The 23,423-nt window shown below is 61.2% G+C and carries 23 protein-coding genes; 12 read left to right on the forward strand and 11 right to left on the reverse strand.

Features of this window, described 5'->3' with window-relative positions; genetic code table 11:
* Positions 1-4: 4 nt before the first annotated feature.
* Together ACSSV3_RS12735 and rsmI are read right to left on the reverse strand one after the other, a co-directional pair.
* The gene (locus tag ACSSV3_RS12735) at positions 5-382 is read right to left on the reverse strand and encodes a YraN family protein (protein ID WP_354326406.1); all 378 of its coding nucleotides are present in this window, start codon (positions 380-382) and stop codon (positions 5-7) included.
* Complete coding sequence (gene rsmI, locus ACSSV3_RS12740; RefSeq protein WP_354326408.1) at positions 379-1,236, reverse strand: 16S rRNA (cytidine(1402)-2'-O)-methyltransferase; 858 nt, start codon at positions 1,234-1,236, stop codon at positions 379-381. The genes ACSSV3_RS12735 and rsmI overlap by 4 nt, the downstream gene beginning before the upstream one ends.
* A 92-nt stretch (positions 1,237-1,328) precedes the next feature.
* Here rsmI and ACSSV3_RS12745 point away from each other — a divergent pair, with 92 nt between their 5' ends.
* Genes ACSSV3_RS12745 through ACSSV3_RS12755 form a run of 3 tightly spaced genes read left to right on the forward strand, consistent with a single transcriptional unit; the run spans position 1,329 to position 4,914 of the window.
* Positions 1,329-2,495, forward strand: a complete 1,167-nt coding sequence (locus tag ACSSV3_RS12745; RefSeq protein ID WP_354326409.1) for a penicillin-binding protein activator — start codon at positions 1,329-1,331, stop codon at positions 2,493-2,495.
* 57 nt (positions 2,496-2,552) lie between these two features.
* Positions 2,553-4,553, forward strand: a complete 2,001-nt coding sequence (gene parE, locus ACSSV3_RS12750; RefSeq protein WP_354326411.1) for a DNA topoisomerase IV subunit B — start codon at positions 2,553-2,555, stop codon at positions 4,551-4,553.
* Complete coding sequence (locus ACSSV3_RS12755; protein ID WP_354326413.1) at positions 4,546-4,914, forward strand: hypothetical protein; 369 nt, start codon at positions 4,546-4,548, stop codon at positions 4,912-4,914. Before parE ends, ACSSV3_RS12755 begins: the two co-directional genes overlap by 8 nt.
* An 18-nt stretch (positions 4,915-4,932) precedes the next feature.
* Here ACSSV3_RS12755 and ACSSV3_RS12760 read toward each other — a convergent pair whose 3' ends face one another.
* Positions 4,933-6,159, reverse strand: a complete 1,227-nt coding sequence (locus ACSSV3_RS12760) for a bifunctional alpha/beta hydrolase/OsmC family protein (RefSeq protein WP_354326415.1) — start codon at positions 6,157-6,159, stop codon at positions 4,933-4,935.
* A gap of 165 nt (positions 6,160-6,324) precedes the next feature.
* Here ACSSV3_RS12760 and ACSSV3_RS12765 point away from each other — a divergent pair, with 165 nt between their 5' ends.
* Positions 6,325-7,194, forward strand: a complete 870-nt coding sequence (locus ACSSV3_RS12765; protein ID WP_354326417.1) for an AAA family ATPase — start codon at positions 6,325-6,327, stop codon at positions 7,192-7,194.
* Positions 7,195-7,309: 115 nt separating this feature from the next.
* Here the strand turns inward: ACSSV3_RS12765 and ACSSV3_RS12770 are convergent, their stop codons facing one another.
* Positions 7,310-8,710 (reverse strand): methyl-accepting chemotaxis protein, encoded by a 1,401-nt coding sequence (locus tag ACSSV3_RS12770; protein WP_354326418.1) that lies wholly within the window; start codon positions 8,708-8,710, stop codon positions 7,310-7,312.
* Positions 8,711-8,840: 130 nt separating this feature from the next.
* On the opposite strand from ACSSV3_RS12770, the gene ACSSV3_RS12775 reads away from it, so the two are divergent.
* From ACSSV3_RS12775 to ACSSV3_RS12785, 3 genes are all read left to right on the forward strand, one after another.
* A complete protein-coding gene (locus ACSSV3_RS12775; protein ID WP_354326420.1) occupies positions 8,841-10,025 on the forward strand; it encodes a vWA domain-containing protein in 1,185 nt (394 codons plus the stop codon).
* A gap of 221 nt (positions 10,026-10,246) precedes the next feature.
* Positions 10,247-10,471, forward strand: a complete 225-nt coding sequence (locus ACSSV3_RS12780; RefSeq protein WP_354326422.1) for a hypothetical protein — start codon at positions 10,247-10,249, stop codon at positions 10,469-10,471.
* Complete coding sequence (locus ACSSV3_RS12785; RefSeq protein ID WP_354326424.1) at positions 10,468-11,325, forward strand: DUF817 domain-containing protein; 858 nt, start codon at positions 10,468-10,470, stop codon at positions 11,323-11,325. Before ACSSV3_RS12780 ends, ACSSV3_RS12785 begins: the two co-directional genes overlap by 4 nt.
* On the opposite strand, the gene ACSSV3_RS12790 is transcribed toward ACSSV3_RS12785, so the two are convergent.
* The 3 genes from ACSSV3_RS12790 to ACSSV3_RS12800 all read right to left on the reverse strand — a co-directional run bounded on the left by ACSSV3_RS12790 (position 11,322) and on the right by ACSSV3_RS12800 (position 14,494).
* Positions 11,322-12,614 carry a spinster family MFS transporter gene (locus ACSSV3_RS12790; protein ID WP_354326426.1) on the reverse strand — a complete coding sequence of 431 codons (1,293 nt, stop codon included), beginning with the start codon at positions 12,612-12,614 and terminating at the stop codon, positions 11,322-11,324. The two genes, ACSSV3_RS12785 and ACSSV3_RS12790, sit on opposite strands and share 4 nt — an antisense overlap.
* A 76-nt stretch (positions 12,615-12,690) precedes the next feature.
* Positions 12,691-13,893 carry an exo-beta-N-acetylmuramidase NamZ family protein gene (locus ACSSV3_RS12795; RefSeq protein ID WP_354326427.1) on the reverse strand — a complete coding sequence of 401 codons (1,203 nt, stop codon included), beginning with the start codon at positions 13,891-13,893 and terminating at the stop codon, positions 12,691-12,693.
* Between the two features lie 85 nt (positions 13,894-13,978).
* Positions 13,979-14,494, reverse strand: coding sequence for a DOMON domain-containing protein (locus ACSSV3_RS12800; RefSeq protein ID WP_354326429.1), 516 nt, complete (start codon positions 14,492-14,494; stop codon positions 13,979-13,981).
* 77 nt (positions 14,495-14,571) lie between these two features.
* Here ACSSV3_RS12800 and tyrS point away from each other — a divergent pair, with 77 nt between their 5' ends.
* The 5 genes from tyrS to ACSSV3_RS12825 all read left to right on the forward strand — a co-directional run bounded on the left by tyrS (position 14,572) and on the right by ACSSV3_RS12825 (position 18,741).
* Positions 14,572-15,801 carry a tyrosine--tRNA ligase gene (tyrS, locus tag ACSSV3_RS12805; protein WP_354326431.1) on the forward strand — a complete coding sequence of 410 codons (1,230 nt, stop codon included), beginning with the start codon at positions 14,572-14,574 and terminating at the stop codon, positions 15,799-15,801.
* An 89-nt stretch (positions 15,802-15,890) separates the two neighbouring features.
* Positions 15,891-16,229 (forward strand): PilZ domain-containing protein, encoded by a 339-nt coding sequence (locus ACSSV3_RS12810; protein ID WP_354326433.1) that lies wholly within the window; start codon positions 15,891-15,893, stop codon positions 16,227-16,229.
* A gap of 78 nt (positions 16,230-16,307) precedes the next feature.
* Positions 16,308-17,576, forward strand: a complete 1,269-nt coding sequence (locus ACSSV3_RS12815) for an MFS transporter (RefSeq protein ID WP_354326435.1) — start codon at positions 16,308-16,310, stop codon at positions 17,574-17,576.
* A complete protein-coding gene (cysK, locus tag ACSSV3_RS12820; RefSeq protein ID WP_354326437.1) occupies positions 17,573-18,493 on the forward strand; it encodes a cysteine synthase A in 921 nt (306 codons plus the stop codon). Before ACSSV3_RS12815 ends, cysK begins: the two co-directional genes overlap by 4 nt.
* 74 nt (positions 18,494-18,567) lie before the next feature.
* Positions 18,568-18,741, forward strand: a complete 174-nt coding sequence (locus tag ACSSV3_RS12825; RefSeq protein WP_354326439.1) for a hypothetical protein — start codon at positions 18,568-18,570, stop codon at positions 18,739-18,741.
* Here ACSSV3_RS12825 and ACSSV3_RS12830 read toward each other — a convergent pair whose 3' ends face one another.
* The 4 genes from ACSSV3_RS12830 to ACSSV3_RS12845 all read right to left on the reverse strand — a co-directional run bounded on the left by ACSSV3_RS12830 (position 18,742) and on the right by ACSSV3_RS12845 (position 23,420).
* Positions 18,742-20,016: a M20/M25/M40 family metallo-hydrolase gene (locus ACSSV3_RS12830; RefSeq protein ID WP_354326440.1), complete on the reverse strand. Its 1,275-nt coding sequence runs from the start codon at positions 20,014-20,016 to the stop codon at positions 18,742-18,744.
* Positions 20,013-20,924: a hypothetical protein gene (locus ACSSV3_RS12835; protein WP_354326442.1), complete on the reverse strand. Its 912-nt coding sequence runs from the start codon at positions 20,922-20,924 to the stop codon at positions 20,013-20,015. The genes ACSSV3_RS12830 and ACSSV3_RS12835 overlap by 4 nt, the downstream gene beginning before the upstream one ends.
* A gap of 159 nt (positions 20,925-21,083) precedes the next feature.
* Positions 21,084-22,889 (reverse strand): acyl-CoA dehydrogenase C-terminal domain-containing protein, encoded by a 1,806-nt coding sequence (locus ACSSV3_RS12840; RefSeq protein WP_354326444.1) that lies wholly within the window; start codon positions 22,887-22,889, stop codon positions 21,084-21,086.
* Between the two features lie 57 nt (positions 22,890-22,946).
* Positions 22,947-23,420 carry a MerR family transcriptional regulator gene (locus tag ACSSV3_RS12845; protein WP_354326446.1) on the reverse strand — a complete coding sequence of 158 codons (474 nt, stop codon included), beginning with the start codon at positions 23,418-23,420 and terminating at the stop codon, positions 22,947-22,949.
* Between the last annotated feature and the right edge of the window lie 3 nt (positions 23,421-23,423).

Here is a 23,423-nt window from a genome sequence, read left to right on the forward strand (position 1 = left end):
TGGTTTAGCAGAACGGCATCCACGCGTTTTCGATGTGGGTGGGCTGGCGGCCCGGTGCAAGCAGGATCACGTCGATGCGGATATCTTCGCCGTCGGCCGCGTATTCGTGCGCGACGATTTCCGCCGCTTTGGCCACCCGCGCCAGCCGCCGTTCGTCAATCGCGTCAGCCAGTGCAGCGCTGCGTGCGCGCCATTTGACTTCGACGAAGGCGACAAGCCCGGGCTTGCGGGCGATCAGATCAATCTCGCCCGCCTTGGTCTTGACCCGCTCGGCGACAATGCGCCAACCTTGCTGGGCGAGCCACATCGCCGCCTCAGCCTCACCCTCGCGCCCGCGCTGATCGGCTTCGCGGCGCACATCGGTGGAGCGTTCGCGGGTCATTCCCCCTTCAACTCCAGCGCGCGGGCATAGAGTGCTGCGCGGTCGAGCCCGGTGGCCTTGGCGACGATTCCCGCCGCCTTGCCCGGCCCCGCATCGGCCAATGCTGCGCGCAGCAGCTTGTCGGGATCGGCCACCGGCGTTTCGGCCTCGGCTGGCGGGCCGATCAGCAGCACAATCTCACCCTTGGGCGGATGCGCTGCGTAATGATCGGCGAGGCTGGCGGCGCTGCCGTTGCGGCATTCCTCGTGCAGCTTGGTCAGTTCGCGCGCAACCGCCACTTCGCGCTGCGGCCACAATTCGGCAATTGCGCGCAGCGAACGCTCGATCCGGGGGGCGGTTTCGTAGAATACCAGCGTGGCGGCGATACCGGCCAGCGCTTCGAGTGTTTCACGCCGCGCCTTGTCCTTGACGGGGAGAAATCCGGCAAACAGGAACCGGTCGCTCGGCAGGCCGGCAATCGACAGGGCTGATACCGCCGCACAGGCCCCCGGAATGCTGATGACGGGAACGCCTGCCGCGCGTGCCTCTTTCACCAGTCGATAACCCGGATCGGAAATCAGCGGCGTCCCGGCATCGCTCACCAGCGCCACCGCTTCATTGCGTGCCAGTTCGATCAACCGCGCGCGCACTTCGGGCGGGGCGTGATCGTCCAACCGTTGCAACCGCGCCGAGATACCGAAATGTTTGAGCAGCTTGCCCGTCACGCGCGTATCCTCGCACGCGATCATCGCTGCGCCGCGCAGGATGTCGAGCGCACGCAACGTCATGTCGCCTAGATTGCCAATCGGGGTCGCAACGATGTAGAGACCGGGATCTGGCGTCCCTGTTGGGATGGATGGAAGCTCTGCGGTCATTATGGCCGGATCAATGGAGCAGCAGCGAGAGGTCGGCAAGGATGAAGCGCATAAATCTGCCATTTTGGGCACCCGCACGAGATCGCAGGCTGATGCGCAGCGCACGGCTGCTTACCGGGCGCAATCTTGCGCTGGTGGGCGGCCTGATGCTGGCCGCCGGGTGTCAGGTGATCCCGAAGTCCGACGTTGCCACCGCGCCGCCGCCCGCGCCGACACCCGAACCTTCGGCGACCGCGCTCCCCACAGATTCGGGCCGCCACCGCATCGCGTTGCTGGTGCCGATGGACGGCGATACCGCAGCCGTCGGGCAGGCGATCGCCAATGCGACGACGATGGCGCTGCTCGATACCAGCGCGGATAATCTGCGGATCACCACCTATGATACCTCCGCGGGAGTGTCGGCTGCGGCGCGCAAGGCGATTGCTGATGGTAACAAGCTGATCCTTGGTCCGTTGATGGCCGATGGGGTGCCTGCCGTGCAGGCCGTCGCGCGCCCGGCAGGGGTGCCGGTCATTTCCTTTTCCAACGACACCAGCGTTGCCGGGCCGGACGTGTTCGTGATCGGCCATGTGCCCGAACAATCGGTTCGCCGCAGCGTGCAATATGCCCGCGCGCGCGGTTCAAACCGCTTTGCCGCGCTGCTGCCCGAAGGCGATTACGGCACCCGCGCAGCATCGGCGCTCGACAATGCGTTACGCGATTTCGGCGGCGCGCTGGCGGGGCGGGAGAGCTATGCGCGCGGCAATACCTCGATTGTCAGCGCAGCCCAGCGCCTGCGCGCAGCGGGCGGGTATGACACTGTCGTGATTGCCGACAGCGCACGGCTTGCCATTCAGGCTACCGATGAATTGCAGCGCGAAGGATCTGCGCGGGCGCGCATTCTCGGCACCGAACTCTGGAGCGGAGAGGCGACGCTGGCCCGCGCCGGATCGATGGAGGGCGCGCTGTTCGCCGCCGTGTCCGACCAGCGCTTCAAACGCTTCGCCGACAGTTACGAAGCGCGCTTTGGGGCGCAGCCCTTCCGGGTGGCGACGCTAGGTTACGATGCTGTGCTGCTGACCTTGCGGATCGCGCGTGACTGGAAGGTTGGCACGCCCTTTCCCAAGAGCGAATTGTATGACCGCGGCGGCTTTCTGGGCGTTGACGGCGCGTTCCGCTTTGGCCGCAACGGCGTGATTGAACGCGCGCTCGAAGTGCGCGAAGTGCGCGGCGGTGAGGTTGTCGCGGTCGATGCTGCGCCAACCGGCTTTACGCGCTGAGTAAAACCGGCAAGCGCCGCTTGTGAGGGGCCCGAGCGCAGGCCTATAGCTGCGGCTATGTCCGATACCACCCCAGACGATCTGTTCGCCAATACCCCCACCTCCAGCGGCGATTACAATGCCTCTGCCATCGAGGTTCTCGAAGGGCTTGAGCCGGTTCGCCGCCGCCCCGGCATGTATATCGGCGGAACCGATGAACGCGCGTTCCACCACCTTGCCGCCGAAGTGCTCGACAACGCGATGGACGAGGCTGTGGCAGGCCATGCCACGCGGATCGAGATGCGGCTTGATGAAGGCAATCGCCTGAGCGTCGCGGATAATGGGCGCGGCATTCCGGTTGATGAACACCCCAAGTTTCCGGGCAAATCGACGCTGGAAGTGATCATGTCCACGCTCCATTCGGGCGGCAAGTTTTCAGGCAAGGCCTATGCCACCAGCGGCGGCCTGCACGGTGTCGGGGTCAGCGTGGTCAATGCGCTTTCGGTGCATGCCCGGGTCGAAGTAGCGCGCGACAAGCAGCTTTATGCGCAAGAGTTTTCGCGCGGGATCACACAAGGCGCTTTGCAAAATCTTGGCCCGACCCCCAACCGGCGCGGCACCACGGTGACGTTCGTCCCTGACCCGGAAATCTTCGGTGAACGCAAGTTCAACGCCAAGCGATTGTTCAAGCTGGCGCGGTCGAAAGCCTACCTGTTCGCGGGCGTTGAAATCCGCTGGAAATGCGCCGCCAGCCTCGCCAGCGACGATGTCCCGGCAGAGGCAACCTTCAAGTTTCCCGGCGGGTTGGCCGATCACTTGGCCGAACAGGTGGGCGGGCGCGAATGTGTCACCGCGCAGCCCTTTACCGGCAAGCAGGATTTCGCGGAAATCGGCGGCGAGGCGCAAGGCCGGGTCGAATGGGCGATTGCCTGGCCGCTTTATTCCGATGGGTCGACCAGCTGGTATTGCAACACCGTGCCCACCCCCGATGGCGGCACCCATGAACAGGGCCTGCGCACGGCGCTGACGCGGGGACTGCGCGCGTTTGGCGAATTGGTCGGCGCCAAGAAGGCGAAAGATATTACCGCCGATGATGTCATGACCGGCGCCGAGGTGATGCTCAGCGTCTTCATTCGCGACCCGCAATTCCAGTCACAGACCAAAGACCGCCTGACGTCACCCGAAGCAGCGCGCCTTGTCGAAAACGCGGTGCGCGATCATTTCGACCACTTCCTCACCGATAATATGGAGCGCGGCAAGGCGTTGCTGGGTGAGGTGATGGAGCGGATGGATGAACGGCTCAAGCGCAAGCAGGAACGCGAAATCAAGCGCAAGACTGCGACCAATGCCAAGAAACTGCGCCTGCCGGGCAAGCTGACCGATTGCAGCGGTGAAGGCGGGCGTGAAACGGAACTGTTCATCGTCGAAGGCGATTCTGCGGGCGGCAGCGCCAAACAGGCGCGCGACCGCAAGTCTCAGGCGATCCTGCCGATCCGGGGCAAAATCCTCAACGTCGCATCGGCCACCGCTGACAAGATCCGCGCCAATTCCGAAATCGCCGACCTTGCGCTCGCGCTCGGCTGCGGCACCCGCAAGGATTGCGACGCCGATCAGCTGCGCTACGACCGCATCATCATCATGACCGATGCCGACGTTGACGGCGCGCATATCGCCACGTTGCTGATGACGTTCTTCTTTCAGGAAATGCCCGATATCGTCCGCAAGGGGCATCTGTATCTCGCCCAGCCGCCGCTTTACCGGCTGACCGCGGGCAAAGAGAGCCGCTACGCCCGCGACGATGCACACCGCGCCGAATTGGAGGCGACCGTGTTCAAGGGCAAAAAGGTTGAAGTGGGGCGCTTCAAAGGCCTTGGCGAGATGAACCCGCAGCAATTGCGCGAAACCACGATGGCCCCCGAAACGCGCGGGTTGATCCGCATCACGCTGCCGCAGGAGTTTGAACAGCGCGCAGGCGTGGCGCGGTTGGTCGATGAACTGATGGGCCGCAACCCCGAACACCGCTTCAACTTCATCCAGAACCGCGCAGGCGAGATTGACCGCGCGTCGATCGATGCCTGATCGCAAATATCCCGACCCGCGTGAGGAAGACATCATGGCTGGCGACCGCCGGGTGTCTCGCCCCGACAGCGCGCTGCCGGATTCGATCATCCCCGATGCATCCTATCGCCCGATCCCGATTGTCTGGTTTGCGGCGGCGTTTCTCATCCAGATGACGACGCTGTTCGCGCTGTTTGTGGTGCTGCAAAATCAATCGGGCTGGATCGTGATCGGCCTTGCGGCGCTGATTACCGGGATGCTCGGAATGTGGACGTGGGATCGCGGGATGAAAGCTGCCGGCACGGGCTGGAAGGTCGCCACAATCGCGATGCTGGCGGCGCAACTTGCGTTTGTTTGCCTTGGTGCCGCCAGCAGGCTGTGATCGCACCGCGCATTGCGATCACATATGCTCGACCGCTTCGGTGTGAATGTGCAGATGCCCCTCCAGCGTGCGGTGGACAGGGCACTTGTCCGCGATTTCGATGATTTTCGCGCGCTGTTCTGCGGTCAGTTCATCACCCAAAAGCTCGATCTTGCGATTGAGCGATTGCACGTTGGCTGAAACCTCATTATCCGAACAGTGGTCGCAATCCTTAGCGTGATCGCGATCATGGGTCAGCGCAATGCGCGCACCTTCAAACGGCCATTGCTTGCGATCGGCATACATCTTCATCGTCATCGCGGTGCAGGTGCCCAGCGCCGCCAACAGCAGGTCATACGGGGTTGGGCCAGTATCATTCCCACCCGCACTCGCCGGTTCATCCGCGACAAAGCGGTGACGTGAGGTGAAAACTTCGGTGCCGAATTTACCGTTTCCGGTCTGCACCACCACGCCCGATTCCGGCTTTGGTGACATATCCTTGTTCGCCAGATAACGCACCGCCCAGGCGGCGATCATTTGCGCAGCGAAATTTGCATCATCATCATTGGTCAGCAGATGATCGGCGCCGGCCAGACTGACAAAGCTTTTGGGATGTTTGGCCGCGTCAAACAATTTGCCCGCGTGCTCCACCCCGACAATCGTATCGGTTGGCGAATGCATGATCATCAGCGGGACGCGCAGCTTGGTCATCTGGTCGAGCAGTTCAACGTCGCGGGTCTTGGTGAGAAACTCCGCGCTCAGCACGAACGACCGACCGCCAATGGTGACCTTGCCCTCACCCACGCGCTCGATCTCTGCCAGATCGCCCTTTATGTTGTGAAGCACATGGGGAACGTCGCTAGGCGCGCCGATGGTTGCCACCGCAGCAACCTTTTCGCGGCCAAGGATGCTCGCCGCAGCCAGCACCGCTGCCCCGCCGAGGCTATGGCCAACCAGCAGGATCGGGCAATCGAACTGAGCGATCATATAATCGACCGAGGCAACCAGATCTTCGACATCACTGGCAAAGCCGGCGCTGCCGAAATCACCTTCGCTGGCCCCCAAACCGGTAAAGTCGACGCGCAGCGCGGCGATCCCTTCACGCGCCAACGCGCGGGTGACGGCAGTCGCCGCCTTGGATTGCTTGGTGCAAGTAAAACAATGCGCAAACAACGCCGCCCCGCGCACCAGCCCAGTGGGCAATTCAAGCGCAGCGGCAAGCGTGTGCCCTTTCGCGGTCGTGATCTTGAGGTTCTCGGTCGGCATCGGCAGTCTCCTTGCGCGGCAGTCTAACGGGTTATTCGCTGTGCAGGCACAAAAGTTTCAGCGAGCCGTGGCACGCGCCCCGTCAATTGTTCGGGTTCCGCTGCGTCACCCTTGCACAAGGTGGCGCAGCCACTTAACGCGAACGGAAAGTGCAAAGGAAAATCCATGAGCCAGCAGCCCAATAGCCCGCAACGTTTTGAAGGCACGAAATCCTATATCGCCACCGAAGACCTCAAGGTTGCGGTGAATGCCGCGGTGATGCTGCGCCGCCCGTTGTTGATCAAGGGTGAACCCGGCACTGGCAAAACCGTGCTGGCGTATGAAATTTCCAAGGCGCTGAATGCCCCGCTGATCGAATGGAACATCAAATCCAGCACCAAAGCGCAGCAGGGCCTGTATGAATATGATGCGGTGGCCCGCCTGCGTGATGGCCAATTGGGCGAAGAACGCGTCCACGATATCCGCAACTACATCAAGAAGGGCAAGCTGTGGGAAGCCTTCACCGCCCCGCAACTGCCGGTGCTGCTGATCGATGAAATCGACAAGGCCGATATCGAATTTCCGAACGACCTGTTGCAGGAACTGGACCGGATGAGCTTCGACGTTTACGAAACGCAGGAGCGGATCGAGGCGAAAGAACGCCCGATCGTGGTCATTACTTCGAACAATGAAAAGGAACTGCCCGACGCGTTCCTGCGCCGCTGTTTTTTCCACTATATCAAGTTCCCCGACCGCGACACGATGCAGGACATCATCAACGTCCACTATCCTGATATTCAGAAATCCTTGGTCAAAAAGGCGATGGATATCTTCTACGATCTGCGCGACGTGCCGGGCCTGAAGAAGAAGCCTTCGACCAGCGAATTGCTCGACTGGCTCAAGCTGCTGCTGAACGAGGATATGCCGCTGGAAGTGTTGCAGAACGCCAACCCCAACAGCGCCATTCCGCCGCTGCATGGTGCGCTGCTCAAGAACGAACAGGACATCATGCTGTTTGAACGGCTCGCGTTCATGGCGCGGCGCAATCCCAGCTAAGGGTGACTTCTTAGGGGGATTTAGGCCCCGCCTAGGTCGCTCTAGACCCCCGCTAGGCTCTTTTTGAAGGACTTAAGGCCGATGTTTCACGTGAAACATCGGCTTTTTGTAGCCATCAATCGAAACTGTAAGCCAGTTCGACATCACCCCATCGCCGCCCACCTATTACCAGCGGGACATAGACGTTGCGCACCACCACGTAATTGTTGCCGTCGCCTTCCTGACGATACACCGCCATCATATAGGGCGCAGTGCTGGCCTTGGCCTTGCGGTCGATCGTATCGAACATCAAACGCCCGTTACGGCAATATTTGGTGTCGTGCGCCAGATCACCGGTTGGCTTGCGTGAACGTTCGGTGAGGTGGGTCGGCAGGTATCCGTTCAGATCGGTGCAGGCCGCCGCCAAAATGCGCGCGTCGCCCGCCTTGGTGCGGTCGAGGAACGGGCGCCATTCCGCGTGCGCCCAATCGGTCAGCCGGGTGCGGAACAATTGCGGATTGGTGTTCGGCACCGGCACATAGTCCGTATCGAACAGTGACCCCATGTCGAGCGCGCCCGATGCCAGCGCCGCTTCGGTATGGGCGGCGACGGCGGTGGCAAATTCCTGCGCCTGGCTAACCATCGCACTGTCTTCAGGGCTGAGGCCTGCCTGAACGATCCGATCAAACATTTCGCTGGCGGTGATTTCCAGCTCTTCCATCTTGCGGTGCGCGCCGTGCAGCCGTTCTTCGTTGCTGCGCGAGGCGGCGTCATAGCTGGTGAGCACGCGCTGCACCTTGTCGACATGGCTGCTGATCGTGCCGGTTGACCGGGCGATGACATCGTTCTGCTTGTCGACCTCTTCCACCAGAGCGCTCACATTGGAGAGACTGCTTTCGATCCGTGCGACCGAGGCGCGGGCTTCGCCGCTGGCCTTGGCCCCTGCCTCGATCCGGGTGATCACCACTTCGGCCTCGCCGCCCAACGCATCAATCGTCTGGGCGATTTCCTCGGTCGCCTTGCGGGTATCATTGGCGAGGCTTTTGACCTCGGCCGCCACCACCGCAAAGGTGCGCCCCGCATCGCCTGCGCGCATCGCTTCGATAGTGGCGTTCAATGCAAGAATGTTGGTCGTTTCGGCGATATTGTCGATATCCTGCGCGCTGCGGCGCACCTGCTCCATTGCGGCGGAAAAGCTGGTGACGTGCTGGCCGAGCGTGTCGACCAACTCGATCAGCCCGGCGATCTGGCCGAGCGACGACTGGATCAGCGCGGTGCCTTCCGACAGGCGTTCAATCGCGCGTTCTGACAATAGGCGGGCCTCATCGCTCGCTTCGGCGACCTTCGACTGGTCAGCCTCCAGCGCGAGAACGGTTTCGCGCAGCGCCTCGTGTTCGCTGCGTAGCGCCTTGGACGAAGCGATCACCGCCTCGACCACGCCCGCCACATCGGTGCAACCGACAGTTACCGCCCCGCAACTTTCGGGGATCATGCCGAGTGCGTGAGCATTGGCGGTGTCGATGGCGAATTGTTGCATGGCTGCGCGGCCCCTGTTGTGTGTGCGCAGACGTAACCGATGATGGTAAGCGAAGTGTTAAATCGCCGCGCGCAGGCTGCACAAGAATGGGGACTGGTCAGGTTCGCTGACGCGGGTTAAGCACGCACCCATGTTTTTCAATTTCATCGACGAGCTTCGGGCCGCCGGCATTGGTGCCAGTTTCAAAGAGCACCTCACCTTGCTGGAGGCGCTCGACAAGGACGTGATCGATCAAACGCCCGAGGCGTTCTATTATCTCTCCCGCGCCACCTTCGTGAAGGATGAAGGCCTGCTCGACCGGTTCGATCAGGTGTTCCACAAGGTGTTCAAGGGGATCATGTCCGATTACGGCCAGAACCCGGTCGATATCCCTGAAGACTGGCTGAAAGCGGTCGCCGAAAAGTTCCTGACGCCCGAGGAAATGGAAGCGATCAAATCGCTCGGCGACTGGGACGAGATCATGGAGACGCTGAAAAAGCGGCTCGAAGAACAGGAAAAGCGCCATCAGGGCGGCAACAAATGGGTCGGCACTGGCGGCACTTCGCCGTTCGGCAATTCGGGATACAACCCCGAAGGCGTGCGGATTGGCGGGGAGAGCAAGCACAAGCGCGCGATCAAGGTCTGGGAAAAACGCGAGTTCAAGAACCTCGACAACACCAAGGAACTCGGCACCCGCAACATCAAGATGGCGCTCCGGCGATTGCGCCGTTTCGCTCGCGAAGGCGCGCAGGATCAGCTTGATATTGATGCGACGATCAAGGGCACGGCCAAGCAGGGCTGGCTCGACATCCACATGCGCGCCGAACGCCGCAATGCGGTGAAGCTGCTACTGTTCCTCGACGTCGGCGGGTCGATGGACCCCTTCATCAAGCTGGTCGAAGAGCTGTTCAGCGCTGCCACGGCGGAATTCAAGAACCTTGAATTCTTCTACTTCCACAACTGCCTATATGAAGGCGTGTGGAAGGACAACAAGCGCCGCTGGCAGGAACGCACCAAGACCTGGGACGTGCTCTACAAATACGGCCACGATTACAAGATCGTGTTCGTGGGCGATGCGGCGATGAGCCCCTATGAAGTCAGCCATCCCGGCGGCAGTGTCGAACACATGAACGAGGAAGCAGGCGCATTGTGGCTGCAGCGCGTGGTCAACACTTACCCCGCGACCGTGTGGCTCAACCCGGTGCCGGAAAAGCAATGGGGCTATTCGCAATCGACCAAGATGATCAAGCAGCTGGTCAATGACCGGATGTATCCTCTGACGCTCGATGGGTTGGACGACGCGATGCGGGAGCTGTCGCGGAAGCACGGGGCTTGAGGTTCGCCCGCACCTTCCTTGCTGGTGCGGCATTGGCTTGTGCATCTTGCACAGGCCCACGACCTGAGCGCGATGTCAGAATGGCGCCATCAGGTCCGGTGCCTGATTCTGAGCGTAGGGAAGGCGTCCAGTCCACTCTTTACACTGGCCCCGGCCTAGTCTGCGGGATCGGTTTCGGCATCGAGTTGCACCAAGATGAGCAGATGCGGAAGTTCGACAGAATGATGGATTTTGTGACCTACCATCTGTCAGATCCGCAACGCGGTGCCACCATTTACGAGGGCAATGCCCCGCAAGACGCCGATGCGGTTATCAATACGGAGCGGCGTTTCCCCTCCGTCATTGCCATCCACCTTGATGAGGGTGGTTATGACAAGTCACTTGCTCGACGGGTGCTGACGGGGAGGTCGCTACCAGCGGTGTGTGAGGCAAAGCCAACCCAATGATCTCTGAAGAGGGGGCGAGAGCTGGCCACACCCGCTTCGAGGCGGTCCGCCTCAAGCTCGAAGCCTTCGACCCCGGCACGGGCTGGCGGCTGTGGCTCTATGAATTCCTGCTGTTTGGCTTCAAGCAAGGCTGGGCCTGCCTGTTTGGCGGCTTGCTGCTGGCGCTGCTGCTGGGGACGCACCTTTTCTACCCCGAAAGCACCCCTCTCCACCGCTATGACTTCCTAACCCTCGCCGCCATCGCGATTCAAGCCGCGATGCTCGCCTTCCGGCTGGAGACATGGCGCGAGGCGCGGGTGATCCTGATCTTCCACGTCGTCGGCACGGTAATGGAGCTGTTCAAGACGCAGGCCGGATCATGGACTTATCCCGAGGCAAGCGTGCTCCACATCGGCGCCGTGCCACTGTTTTCAGGCTTCATGTATGCTGCTGTCGGCAGTTACATCGCGCGGGTGTGGCGGATTTTCGACTTCCGCTTCAGTCACTATCCGCCCGCTTGGATTACGTGGACGCTGGCGGCAGCAGTCTACATCAATTTCTTCACCCACCACTTCACCATCGACATCCGCTGGGGGCTGTTTGCCGCCACGGCGTTGATCTTCTGGCGCACCCGCGTCCATTTTCGTAACTGGCGCGAGCATCGCTGGATGCCGTTGCTGGTCGGCTTCGGCCTCGTTGCGCTGTTCATCTGGTTCGCCGAGAATATCGCCACCTTCGCCAATGCCTGGAATTATCCGGGGCAGGAAAACGAATGGCGCATGGTCAGCCTCGCCAAATATGGCAGCTGGTATCTGTTGATGCTGATCAGCTTCGTGCTGGTGGCGGTGGTGCAGCCAGTGCGCACGCCCGACTAATCCTTCTGATCCAGCTCCTCGTTCAGCCGCAATCCGCAGCGCCAGAAGAAATACGCCGGAACCAGCCCCAGAAACGCCGCGCCATACAACACATAGCGCACACTTTCGGTGCCATAGGCTGGCTGAAGCAGGTCGGATAACATTCCGAAGAACAGCGGCCCCAACCCCAGCCCGATCAGGTTCTGGAAAAACAACAGCGTCGCCGCCGCAATCGCGCGCGCGCGGATCGGCACCAGCCCCTGCGCCGCCGAATAGGTCGGCCCGTAATAGAATGAATTGAACATCGTCGGCAAAAACAGCAGCACCAGCGCCATCGGCCAGCTTGGCGAATTATAGGCCAACAACGCCAGCGGCACTGCCAACGCCATGCCGATTGCGGGCGCGCTAAGCACATGGCGGCGATTTTTTGCGCCGAAGCGATCAGCCAGATAGCCACCGAGCACGGTGCCAACGATGCCCCCTACCCCGCCGACGATGCCGAACCACAGCCCCACCTCGCCCGGTGTCAGATCATGCGTACGTTGGAAAAAGATCGTGGTCCACGTGGTCTTGCCATAGGACAGGAATGACGCTGCCGAACCCGCGAATAGCAGCAACACGAACGCCCGTGAACTCACCACCACCCTCAGCGCATCCATCAACGGCAGTGCGGCGGGCTGGTTCTGGTTACGCAGGATCATCTGGGCATCACTGCGGCGCGGGTCTTTCAGCACGAACCACACCACCAGCGCCAACGCCACGCCGGGCAAACCGACGATCAGGAATGCCTCTCGCCAACCAACGAAATCGGCGAGAATCCCGCCAATCACCATCCCCATCAGCGTGCCGATCGGGATGCCGAGCGAATAGAAGGCGAGCGCCGAACTGCGCTTTTCCGGCGGCACGATGTCGCTGATCAACGAATGCGCGGGCGGTGTGCAACCCGCCTCCCCCACGCCCACCCCGATCCGCGCGAGCAGCAGTTGCGAAAAGTTCTGCGCCAGCCCGCACAGCGCGGTCATGCCCGACCATATGGCCAGAGAAACCGCGATGACTGCCGGGCGACTGGTGGATGACCGGTCGGCAAAGCGCGCAATCGGGATGCCCAGCACCGTGTAAAACAGCGCAAAGGCCAACCCGGTCATCAACCCGATCTGGGTGTCGCTAAGCCCCAGATCGCGGGCGATCGGTTCGGCAAGGATATTGACGATCTGGCGGTCGATAAAGTTGAAAATATAGACGATCAACAGTATCCACAGCGTCACCCTGACCGATCTGGAACCCGATACGTTCATCGGTGTGGTCGCCATTTGCAATCCCTTCCCTTGATGGCAGTCGTGCCGCCATTCTGTTTTGCTAACGGCGTTTCGGCGCCGCGAGATTTATTCATGCGTAAAGCAGGTGTTCGCGCACTTCGGCGACCCACGCCGCCTCGTCATGGGACGCCATGACGTCAAGATCATCTGGCTTTGCGGCGGCGTCATCAACCCACTGACGCAGCGAAGGCCCGCCATTGATCACATCGATCGCAAGCCGGTTCAGTTCGTATTCGTAAGGGAATTCGCGCCACAGCGGGTAATCCGGATAAAGCCGCCGGATCGCCTTGAACGCCAGCGCCTGTAAGCGCCAGGGCTTGAATGCGTAGTGATCATAAAAGCCAACTTCTGCATGAATCATCAATGCATTGCAGAGCACACCTGCGTGCTTGTGGAAGGTCGGTTCGAACCAGCATTCGCGCAAGCTGCAGCCTGCCAGCCACGCGGGCGCGAGGCGGCGCATTTCCCTCAGCACCGCGCCGGCGTCAACATCGGGCGCGCCGAACAGCACCTCCAGTGGCCGCGTGGTGCCGCGGCCTTCTGACAGCGTGGTGCCTTCGAGCATCACGGTGCCAGCGTAGCAGCGCGCCATGTTAACATTGGCGGCATTGGGCGAAGGGTTGATCCACAAGCGTGACGTCGGCCAGCCCCATCCGTCATCTGCATCGGGACGCCAACCCTCCATCGCCACCACCTTGTAAGCGACGTCGAGCCCGAAATGGGCGATGAACCAATGGCCCATTTCACCCATCGTCAATCCGTGACGCATCGGCATTGGTGCGGCACCGACAAAGCTTTCCTGCCCAGGCACCAGCAACGTGCCTTCGACCGGGCGTCCGGCCGGGTTGGGGCGATCGAGCACCCAGACTTCCTTGCCCGCTTTGGCGGCTTCTTCCAGCAAATACAGCAGTGTGGTGACGAAGGTGTAGATCCGGCAGCCGAGGTCTTGCAGGTCGAACAGGAACACATCGGCGCTCGACATCATCTGCCCGGTCGGGCGGCGCACTTCGCCATAAAGCGAGAATATCGGGATGCCGTAACGCGGATCCATCGCATCCGCAGTTTCGACCATGTTATCCTGTTTGTCGCCTTTCAACCCGTGCTGCGGGCCAAACGCGCTGTTGACGTTCACGCCCACTGCGATCAGCGCATCGAGGCTATGCGTAAGATCGGACGTCACACTCGCCGGGTGGGCTACCAACGCGACGCGGCGGCCCTTGAGCGCCGTCAGCAGTTCGGGATCGGCCAGCAGCCGGTCAATACCTGTCTTCATGCGTCAAGGGGTGGAGCAGCAAAGCGGCAAAGGCAATGGCATTTGCACCGATGAACGGTATCATTGGTCACGCGCCCACTGCGCCTTAAGGTGCGATGATCAACTTTCGGTTTGCCTCGGAGTGGAATTCGGGCGGGCCGGGCGGGAAAGCGAGCGCCCAATATTGCTTGCCGCCATCAGCATGTTCGACGACCGCGTTGAGCGCAACTTGCGCAGGGATCGGCAAATCGGCTGCGATCTGTGCACGCAGCACAAGTCCGCTGTCATCATGCGAACACGCCAGCGCAATCGCATCAACCGGCGCATCGTGCATCCCTTCGCGGAAGGAATCGAAGTCATAGGCGGCCCAGCGACCCGATGGTGAGAGGTTGAATTCGCGGTAATATGTCCCGCCCAGCGGCTGCCAGAATATTTCGAAGCAGGTGGTCCGCCACAGATTGTCAGCGCGTTCTGGCGCAGCGGGCCGCGGCAACACGATGGCGGGCACTTGCCCATCGAGCCGGAACTCCGCCTCGCACCCCTGCGGTGTGGCGGTTATCGAAGCTGTGACAGCGCGGATCGGGCCGAGGTCGCAGGTGCGATGGAGCATGAGCGTGTGCATTGCCCAGCTTTGCCGCTTCGGTTCCACCCTCGCAAGCCACTTCCCGTTGCCCCTCCCCCCTGTTAAGCGCCGCGACCATGAGCAATTACGAATCCGACCTGCTGCGCCTGCTGGACGAACGCGGCTATATTCACCAGATGACCGATGCGACCGGGCTTGACGCGCTGGCCGCAAAGCAGGTCGTGCCGGGCTATATCGGTTTTGACGCCACGGCACCGTCTTTGCACATTGGCAGCCTGGTGCAGATCATGATGCTGCGCCGTCTGCAACAGGCCGGGCACAAGCCGATTGTGCTGATGGGTGGTGGCACGACGCGGATCGGTGATCCTTCGGGGCGCGATGAAAGCCGCAAAATGCTGACCGATGAGGTGATTGAGGCCAATATCGCCTCGATCTTCACGGTGTTCGACAAGTTGCTGACCTTTGGTGACGGGCCGACCGACGCGGTGATGGTCAACAACCATGATTGGCTGGGTCAGCTGGGCTATATCGAACTGCTCCAGCAGGTGGGCACGCATTTCACCATCAATCGGATGCTGAGCTTCGATTCGGTGCGGCTGCGGTTGGAACGCGAACAGCCGATGACCTTCCTCGAATTCAATTACATGATCCTGCAAGGCTATGATTTCCGCCACTTGTCGCGTGAAATGGGCGCGCGCTTGCAGATGGGCGGCAGCGATCAGTGGGGCAATATCGTCAACGGGATCGAACTCGGCCGGCGAATGGACGGGACGGAACTGTTCGGCCTGACCACTCCGCTGCTGACCACCGCCGACGGCGCGAAGATGGGCAAGACGGCGGCGGGCGCGGTGTGGCTCAACGAAGATCAGCTTCCGGCCTACGATTTCTGGCAATACTGGCGCAACGTCGATGATCGCGATGTGGGGCGGTTCCTGCGGCTGTTCACCGATTTGCCGCTGGACGAAATCGCGCGGCTCGAATCGCTTGAAGGCGCGGAGATCAACGCGGCCAAGGCGGTGCTCGCGAACGAGGTGACGAAGCTGGTGCGCGGCGACGATGCCGCAACCCGCGCCGAAGCAACCGCGCGTGAGACTTTTGCCGGAAGCGGCGCAGGAGAGGATCTGCCGAGCCTCGCCGTGGGCATCGACGGGATGCGCATCGCCGCGCTGCTGACCGAACTTGGCCTCACCGCCTCAAACGGCGAGGCTAAACGCAAGCTGGCTGAGGGCGCGGTCAAGCTGGACGGCGAGATAATCACCGATCCAGCCTTCCTCGTCCAGCCAGGCGATGGTGAGACGTTGAGGATCAGCCTGGGCAGGAAACGGCACGCTCTGGTGCATTGCTGATACTGACTGGCGGACGTTCTTTACCAATTATCAGCCTTTATGCGGCATCTTTCGCTTCTGGACCAATGCGGACGGAAGGATCGCAAGACGTGGCTGGTGGAGCTAATCTCAGTGTTACCGATCTGCGCCGTGCAGCGCGCCACCCGGTCGATTTTCCGGCTATCGTCGAGCATTTTGTGCACGGCGATCTGCATTTGCACGTCTGTAACCTTTCCGCGCACGGCTTTATGGTCGATGGTGTCAGGCAATTGCAGCGCGGCGACCGCATCATCATTCGCCTCCCCGTGGTTGGCCGGATCGAAGCCTATGTGATGTGGACGCGTGATGACCGCGCGGGGCTTCAGTTCGAACGGATAATCCGGCTCGATGATTTCGTTGCGATCATCGATCAGTTGCAGCCCAACCCGCGCCTGCGCCGTTCGCGCTGACACACCTGATAGGTCAGTCTCGCCGCTGACAGATTTCATCTGCTTGGCAGCCGCATATTCGCCTGCCATGGCGCAGATATGACCGAACCAACCTCACCGCTGCAGATCGGCGATTACCGGCGCTATTGGCTCGCCCGCTTCTTCGCGGTGTTTGCGACCATGTCGATGGTCGTGTTGCTCGGTTATCAACTCTATGAAACCGCGCGCGCCGACTACGGGATGAGCGTGGCTGAGGCGTCGTTCCAGCTTGGGCTACTAGGCCTCGCGCAGTTCATTCCGTTGTTCTTGCTGACCCCGGTCGCGGGTCTGGCGGCTGATCGGTTTGATCGCCGCCATGTTGCGGCCTTTGCCAATGGGATCGACGGTTGCGTTGCAGTGCTGTTGGCGGTGATGACCTGGCAGGACGCGCTCAACATCCCGATCCTGTTCGCACTTGCTGCGGCGCATGGCACGGCGCGCGTATTCGTCGGCCCTTCAATGAGCGCGATTGCGCCGAATATTGTCCCCTCCCAGATGCTTCCGCGCGCGATCGCACTCTCATCAATCGCATGGCAGACCGCCAGCGTAGCCGGGCCTGCGGTGGGCGGGTTGATATTTGCGCGCGCCGAATGGCTGCCTCACGCGCTGTCTGCTGCAATGCTGATGGCGGCGATGGTGTTGATCCTCACCGTCCGCCCGGTTCGCGCCACGCACGAAGGCCCGCCGTTAAAGCCGCTGCGGCAGATCATCGAAGGACTGGTTTATGTGTGGCGCGAACGGTTTTTGCTGGGCTGCATCACGCTCGATCTGTTCGCAGTGCTGCTGGCTGGCGCAACCGCGCTGTTGCCGGTGTTCGCGCGCGACATCCTGTTTGTCGGGCCGGAAGGATTAGGCCTGATGCGCGCTGCCCCTGCACTGGGCGCGGCGAGTGTTGCGTTGTGGCTGTCGTTCCGACCATTGGAGCGCGAAGTGGGCATCAAGATGCTGTGGGCAGTAGCTGCGTTCGGCGCGGCCACTATTGCTTTTGCCTTTTCCCGCAACTTCATCCTGTCGCTGGCAATCCTTGCGGTGATGGGGGCGGTCGACATGGTGTCGGTGTTCATCCGGTCTTCGCTGGTGCAATTGTTCACGCCCGATGACCGGCGCGGGCGGGTTTCGGCGATTTCGGGCCTTGCGATTTCTGCCTCCAATGAATTGGGCGAGATGCAATCGGGCGTCGCCGCTGCGATCTTGGGTGCGACCGGAGCGGTTGTATTCGGCGGCGCAGGTGCGATACTCGTGACATTGGTATGGGCGTGGTATTTCCCTGAACTGCGCCGCGCGCGCAGTTTTGAACCTGCTGCGCTCAAGAGAGAGGTAACGACATGAAAGCTGACAGCATCCTTGCGACCATTGGCGCGACCCCGCATATCCGCATGGCGCGGCTGTTCCCCGATCACGAAGTGTGGATAAAATCCGAAAGGTCGAACCCCGGCGGTTCGATCAAGGATCGCATCGCGCTGGCGATGGTTGAGGATGCCGAAGCACGCGGCGCGCTGCGGCCCGGCGGCACGATTGTCGAACCGACCAGCGGCAACACCGGTATCGGCCTTGCGATGGTGGCCGCAGTCAAGGGTTACAGGCTGGTACTGGTAATGCCCGAATCGATGTCGATCGAACGGCGGCGATTGATGCTCGCTTACGGAGCAAGCTTTGACCTTACCCCGCGCGAAAAGGGCATGAAAGGCGCGATTGAGCGGGCGCAGGAGCTGGTCGATCAGACCGACGGCGCATGGATGCCAAGCCAGTTCGACAATAGCGCCAACCCCGCCATCCACGCCAGCACCACAGCGCACGAAATCCTCGCTGATTTTGCCGATGCACCGATTGATGTGATGATCACCGGCGTTGGCACCGGCGGACACCTGACGGGCTGCGCCGAGGAGCTGAAAAAGCACTGGGCCGGGTTCAAGGCTTACGGGGTTGAGCCTGAACTGTCCCCGGTCATCAACGGCGGGCAGCCCGGCCCCCACCCGATCCAGGGCATCGGCGCGGGCTTCATTCCGGGCAATCTCCACACCGCTGCAATTGATGGGGCGATTCAGGTCGGCGCTGAAGAGGCAAAGGAAATGGCCCGCCGTGCGGCTCGCGAAGAAGGGATGCTGGTAGGGATTTCATCTGGCGCGACGCTGGCGGCAATTGCGAAGAAGCTGGGTGAGCTGCCTGCGGGTGCCCGCGTGCTGGGCTTCAATTATGATACCGGAGAGCGGTATCTCTCGGTGCCCGATTTCCTGCCGGTTGAATAAGTATCCTTAACCGAGTCGCGCTATCCCGGCAGACGACCTGCCGGGAATCGCTCCAGCGGCTCGGGAGACTTCACATGAAATTCGTTCTGCTGGAATCACGTGGCGGCAATTATCTTGTCGTGGCGCAAAACATCGCGTGGCTGCGCACAGGCGAAAACGGCCAGACCAATGTCGGGATGGTGGGCGGCAGCCCCTTGCTGGTGACAGGCACGATTGAAGAAGTCGCCGCCAAAATCGAAGTGGCCTGATCAGTCGCCGGGGCGCGCCTGCGTTTGCGCCAGAATAATGCCCAGCCCGACAGAAAGCCCGGTGACAAACCGTTCGCGCCCGGTTTCAAGATATTCGTCAACGCTATGCGTCCGCCCGCCACCAGCCCCGGTACCGATGGTCAGCGCAGGGATGCCAAGGCTCATGGGAATATTGGCATCGGTAGACGACGCATCGAGACGGGACGTAAACCCGGCCGCCTGTGAGGCAGCGATGGCATCGCGCACCAGTGGGTGATCGACAGCGGTCGATCCCGCAGGGCGATCACCAATCAATTGCGGGGTAAGGGTAACGACGCCAGCATTGACCGATCGCGCCGCATTCTCACGCGCCACTGCCGCTTCGGCTGCGGCCAGCATTGCCTGTTCCAGCTTAGCCAGTGCTGCCGGATCGCTCGACCGCATGTCGATTTCAAGCAGGATTTCATTGGGGATCGTATTGACTGACGTACCGCCGCTGACCACGCTCGCCGCGTAGGTCGTCTTGGGGTCAGATGGCACGTCGATCGCGTAAAGCCTGCTGACGGTTTCGGCCATCGCGGCCATCGGGTTGACGATACCGAACGCGCCATAGCTGTGCCCGCCCGGCCCTTTGAACGCCAGACGGTAGCGGCGCGAGCCCACGGCAGCGTTGACCACACGTCCGGCATCGGCATTGTCGATCGACAGGAAGCCGGCGATGCGGCCCGCATATTCGCCCTTAGTAAACAGATGGCGCACGCCGCGAAGGTCGCCCGGCCCTTCTTCGCCCACGGTGGCCACGAACAGGATGGGATGGCTGGTCGCGACACCCTCTGCCTCCAGCAAGCGCACCCATGCGAGGATCGAGGCAAGGCCAAGGCTGTCGTCACCAATGCCCGGAGCCATCAAGCGATCGCCGTCGCGCGTCACCTTGATCGGGGTGCCTTCGGGAAAGACCGTGTCGAGATGGGCAGAGACAACGAACACGGGGCCATCTGCGGTTCCGGGCCGCAGCGCGAGCACGTTGCCTTCAGCATCAATGGTCACATCGGCCAGCCCGGCATCGCGCAGCATTGCGGCGAACAATTCCGCGCGCGCCTGCTCCTTGAACGGCGGAGCGGGGGTTTCGGTGATGCGGATCAGGTCTGCAATCACCTGATCATACTGGCTATCCAGATAGGAGTGCAATGGTGCCGACAATTGCGCGTTCGGTGCAACCTCGGCGGTGGCTGACCCTGCCGGCAGCACTATTGTCAGCGCCAGAAACGCCGCCTGCGTCATCAACCGCTTCATCATCGTTGCTTATCCCTGTTTGCCCGCGCAGCGATCCGCTGCGCCGCAGCCTTGGCCATACCAGCATTGCTGTGGCCGATGTCGCGCACGGTTTCCAGACTCCAGCCCAGCGTCGTCCCCATTGCAGCAGCCGTTTTCTGCGCTTTCGCAAAGAACGTCTGCCCGCGTGCATAGCGGTGCGGGCCTTGACGGTTGGCCTGCGGCGTCTTGCGCAGGTCTGTATCATCGGTATCGGTATCGGCGGTGCCTAACAGCACGGTAAGCGGTTTTCCAAGCGCGGCCTTCAAGGAAGCCTCGTCAATCGGAGTAGCCGCAAGGCCATAGGGGAACGCGGTGCCAAAATCGGGCATGGTGTACCAGCCGGAATTGGCTGCAATGGCCTGTTCGATTCGCGCATCGGGCATGAACAGGACATAGCGATGGACAAATTGCGCGCCCGCTGAATGGCCATAGATCGTGTAACGCTGCACCTGCGTTCCGAACCGTTGTCGCACCTCGTCGAACAGCGGTTCGATTGCGGAAAATGACCACAATGCGCGTGGCCGCGGCGAGCCATCCGTGTTGGCAAAATAACCGGTATTATACCCGCGTGAACCGGGGAAATCGGCACGGGAAAACTCGGGCGCCACCGCGATAAATCCGTGCTGACGGGCCAGCGCCGCCCATTCATCGCGGTAGCGATCGGCATCGCGGTTCACGCCGTGCATCACGAACACCACTGGCGTATCGGCCGCGACCAGGTCTGGCAGCTGGTACCACACCGGTAAGTCTGGTCCTTCCCAGCCGGAAAACACATAACGACCACTTGTTTCTGCGTTGGTTGGTTCAACCTGCCCCGCGATTGCTGGCCCCGACCCGGAAAAAGCCAGCGCCATCACCGCCAAGGCCTGCAACAATAGCCGAATAGTCAAAGCCTGCTCCTCACCACAGCAAGATAGGGTCCCGCCAACTGAACGCGAACCCACGCGCGACACACAAAGCGGACCGCCCTGTAAAAACAAGGCGGCCCGAATGCGCCTGATGTCAATGTCCCATGCGCAACCCAAGGGCGCAGTTGTGTGCAAGCGTTCCTATGCCGCAGTGGCAAACGCATCTGCTGGAAGCTTCATCATGTATTCGCTCCCCGCCTCCAGCTTGCGCCGCAACGCGCCCGCATCGGGCAGGAAACGTTCGGCGTAGTAGTTGGCCGAAACCAGCTTGGCCTCGTAAAACGCATGGTCTGACGGTTTATCGGCGAGCTTGGCCAGCGCCACCTTGGCCATCTTCAACCAGAAGAAGCCGAGAGTCACGATCCCCATGATGTGCATATAGTGATGCGCGCCTGCGCCAAGGTGATTGGGGTTGGCCATCGCGTTCTGCATGAACCACATGGTCGCCGCCTTCTGTTCGCCCAGCGCCTTTTCAAGCCGTTCGGCAATGTCTTTCAACTCTGCCACCTGCTTGCCCGCAGCGATTTCCTCGTCGATCATGGCGAAGAACAGCTGGATCGCCTTGCCGCCGCCGGCTGCCAGCTTGCGGCCGCACAGGTCCATCGCCTGCACGCCGTTGGCGCCTTCGTAGATCATCGCGATACGGCTATCGCGCACGAACTGTTCCATGCCCCATTCGCGCACATAGCCGTGCCCGCCGTAAACCTGCTGCATGTTGGTGGCGATGTCATAGCCCTTGTCGGTGCCGTAGCCCTTGATCACCGGAGTCATCAGGCCGATCAGCAGATCGGCGGTTTCACGCGCTTCTGCAGTCTGGGCCTTGTGGGTCAGATCGACCTGCAACGCCCCCCACAGACACAGCGCCCGCATGCTTTCGGTAAACACCTTGGCGTCCATCAACATGCGGCGCACGTCAGGGTGGACAAAGATCGGATCGGCCTTGGCATCGGGCTCGGCCGGGCCGGTCAGCGCACGGCCCTGACGGCGATCAAGCGCGTAGTTAACCGCGTTCTGATAGGCGACTTCGGCCTGGGCATAGCCCTGAATGCCAACGCCAAGCCGCGCGGCGTTCATCATGATGAACATCGCGGCCAGACCCTTGTTTTCCTCACCCACCATGTAGCCGGTCGCGCCGTCGTAGTTGAGCAGGCAGGTGGCGTTGCCATGGATGCCCATCTTCTTTTCGATCGAGCCGCAGGTCACGCCGTTACGCGCGCCCGGTTCACCATTTTCGTCGAGGATGAACTTGGGCACGATGAACAGCGAAATACCTTTGGTGCTGTCAGGTGCGCCGGGGGTCTTGGCCAGCACCAGATGGATGATGTTGCTGGTGAGATCATGCTCGCCTGCCGAGATGAAAATCTTGGTGCCGGTAATCGCATAAGAGCCGTCACCATTGGGCACCGCCTTGGTGCGGATCATGCCCAGATCGGTGCCGCAATGCGGTTCCGTCAGGTTCATGGTGCCCGACCATTCGCCTGAAATCATCTTGGGCAGATAGGCCGCCTTCTGTTCGTCCGATCCCTTGGCAGTAATTGCCGAAATCGCCCCGGCAGTCAGGCCCGGATACATCGCAAAGGCCTGATTGGCGGTGCCGGAATATTCCTCCAGCACAAAGCCGAGCGTATGCGGCAGACCTTGCCCGCCGAATTCCTCTGGCTGTGCCAGCGTGCCCCAACCGCTTTCGACATAGGCCTGATAGGCTTCCTTGAAGCCCGGAGGGGTGGTGACGCTGCCATCTTCATGCCGGGTGCAGCCATGTTCATCGCCCGCCTGATTGATCGGCGCGAGCACCTCAGCACAGAATTTGCCAGCCTCGTTTATCACCGTGTCGATCATGTCCGGGGTGGCATTTTCAAAGCCGGGCAGATTGCCGTAGCTCGCCAGATCGAGCACTTCGTTGACGACGAAACGCGTGTCGCGGGTTGGAGCGGTATAGGTCGGCATCACTTAATCCCTTTGGTGAACATCGTGGTTAGTGAAGGTTTCGCCCGTCTGATCGGATCAGCGCGGGTCGAGCTTTTCAATCTCGGCGACAAAATCGGTGAGTTCATTGATCGAAGAATCGATATCGTCGCGTTGCGCCTTAAGCTTGGCGATGTGCGTGCGGCATTTCTCGATCGTGACGCGGCGCTGTTCAACGCGGCCATCATCAAGATCATAAAGATCGATCATCTCGCGAATTTCGTGCAGACTAAAGCCAACATTCTTGGCACGCATGATCCACGCCAGACGCGCACGGTCTCGTTTCGAATAGACGCGGGTAAGACCGACTCGGGCGGGGTTGATCAGCCCCTCGTCTTCATAAAACCGCAGCGCGCGAGCGGTGCAGCCGAATTCGGATGTGAGATCCGATATCGTGAACTGTTCGCGGGCGTGCTTGTCGGGCCGGTCAAGATGGGCGCCGTTACGGCGCGGCTCATGACCGGTGTCCGTTTCCGAGATCGCGGCGGGGTTCTGAGCAGGTGCTGTAGCCATGGC

It is taken from the genome of Porphyrobacter sp. MBR-49, assembly GCF_053628655.1.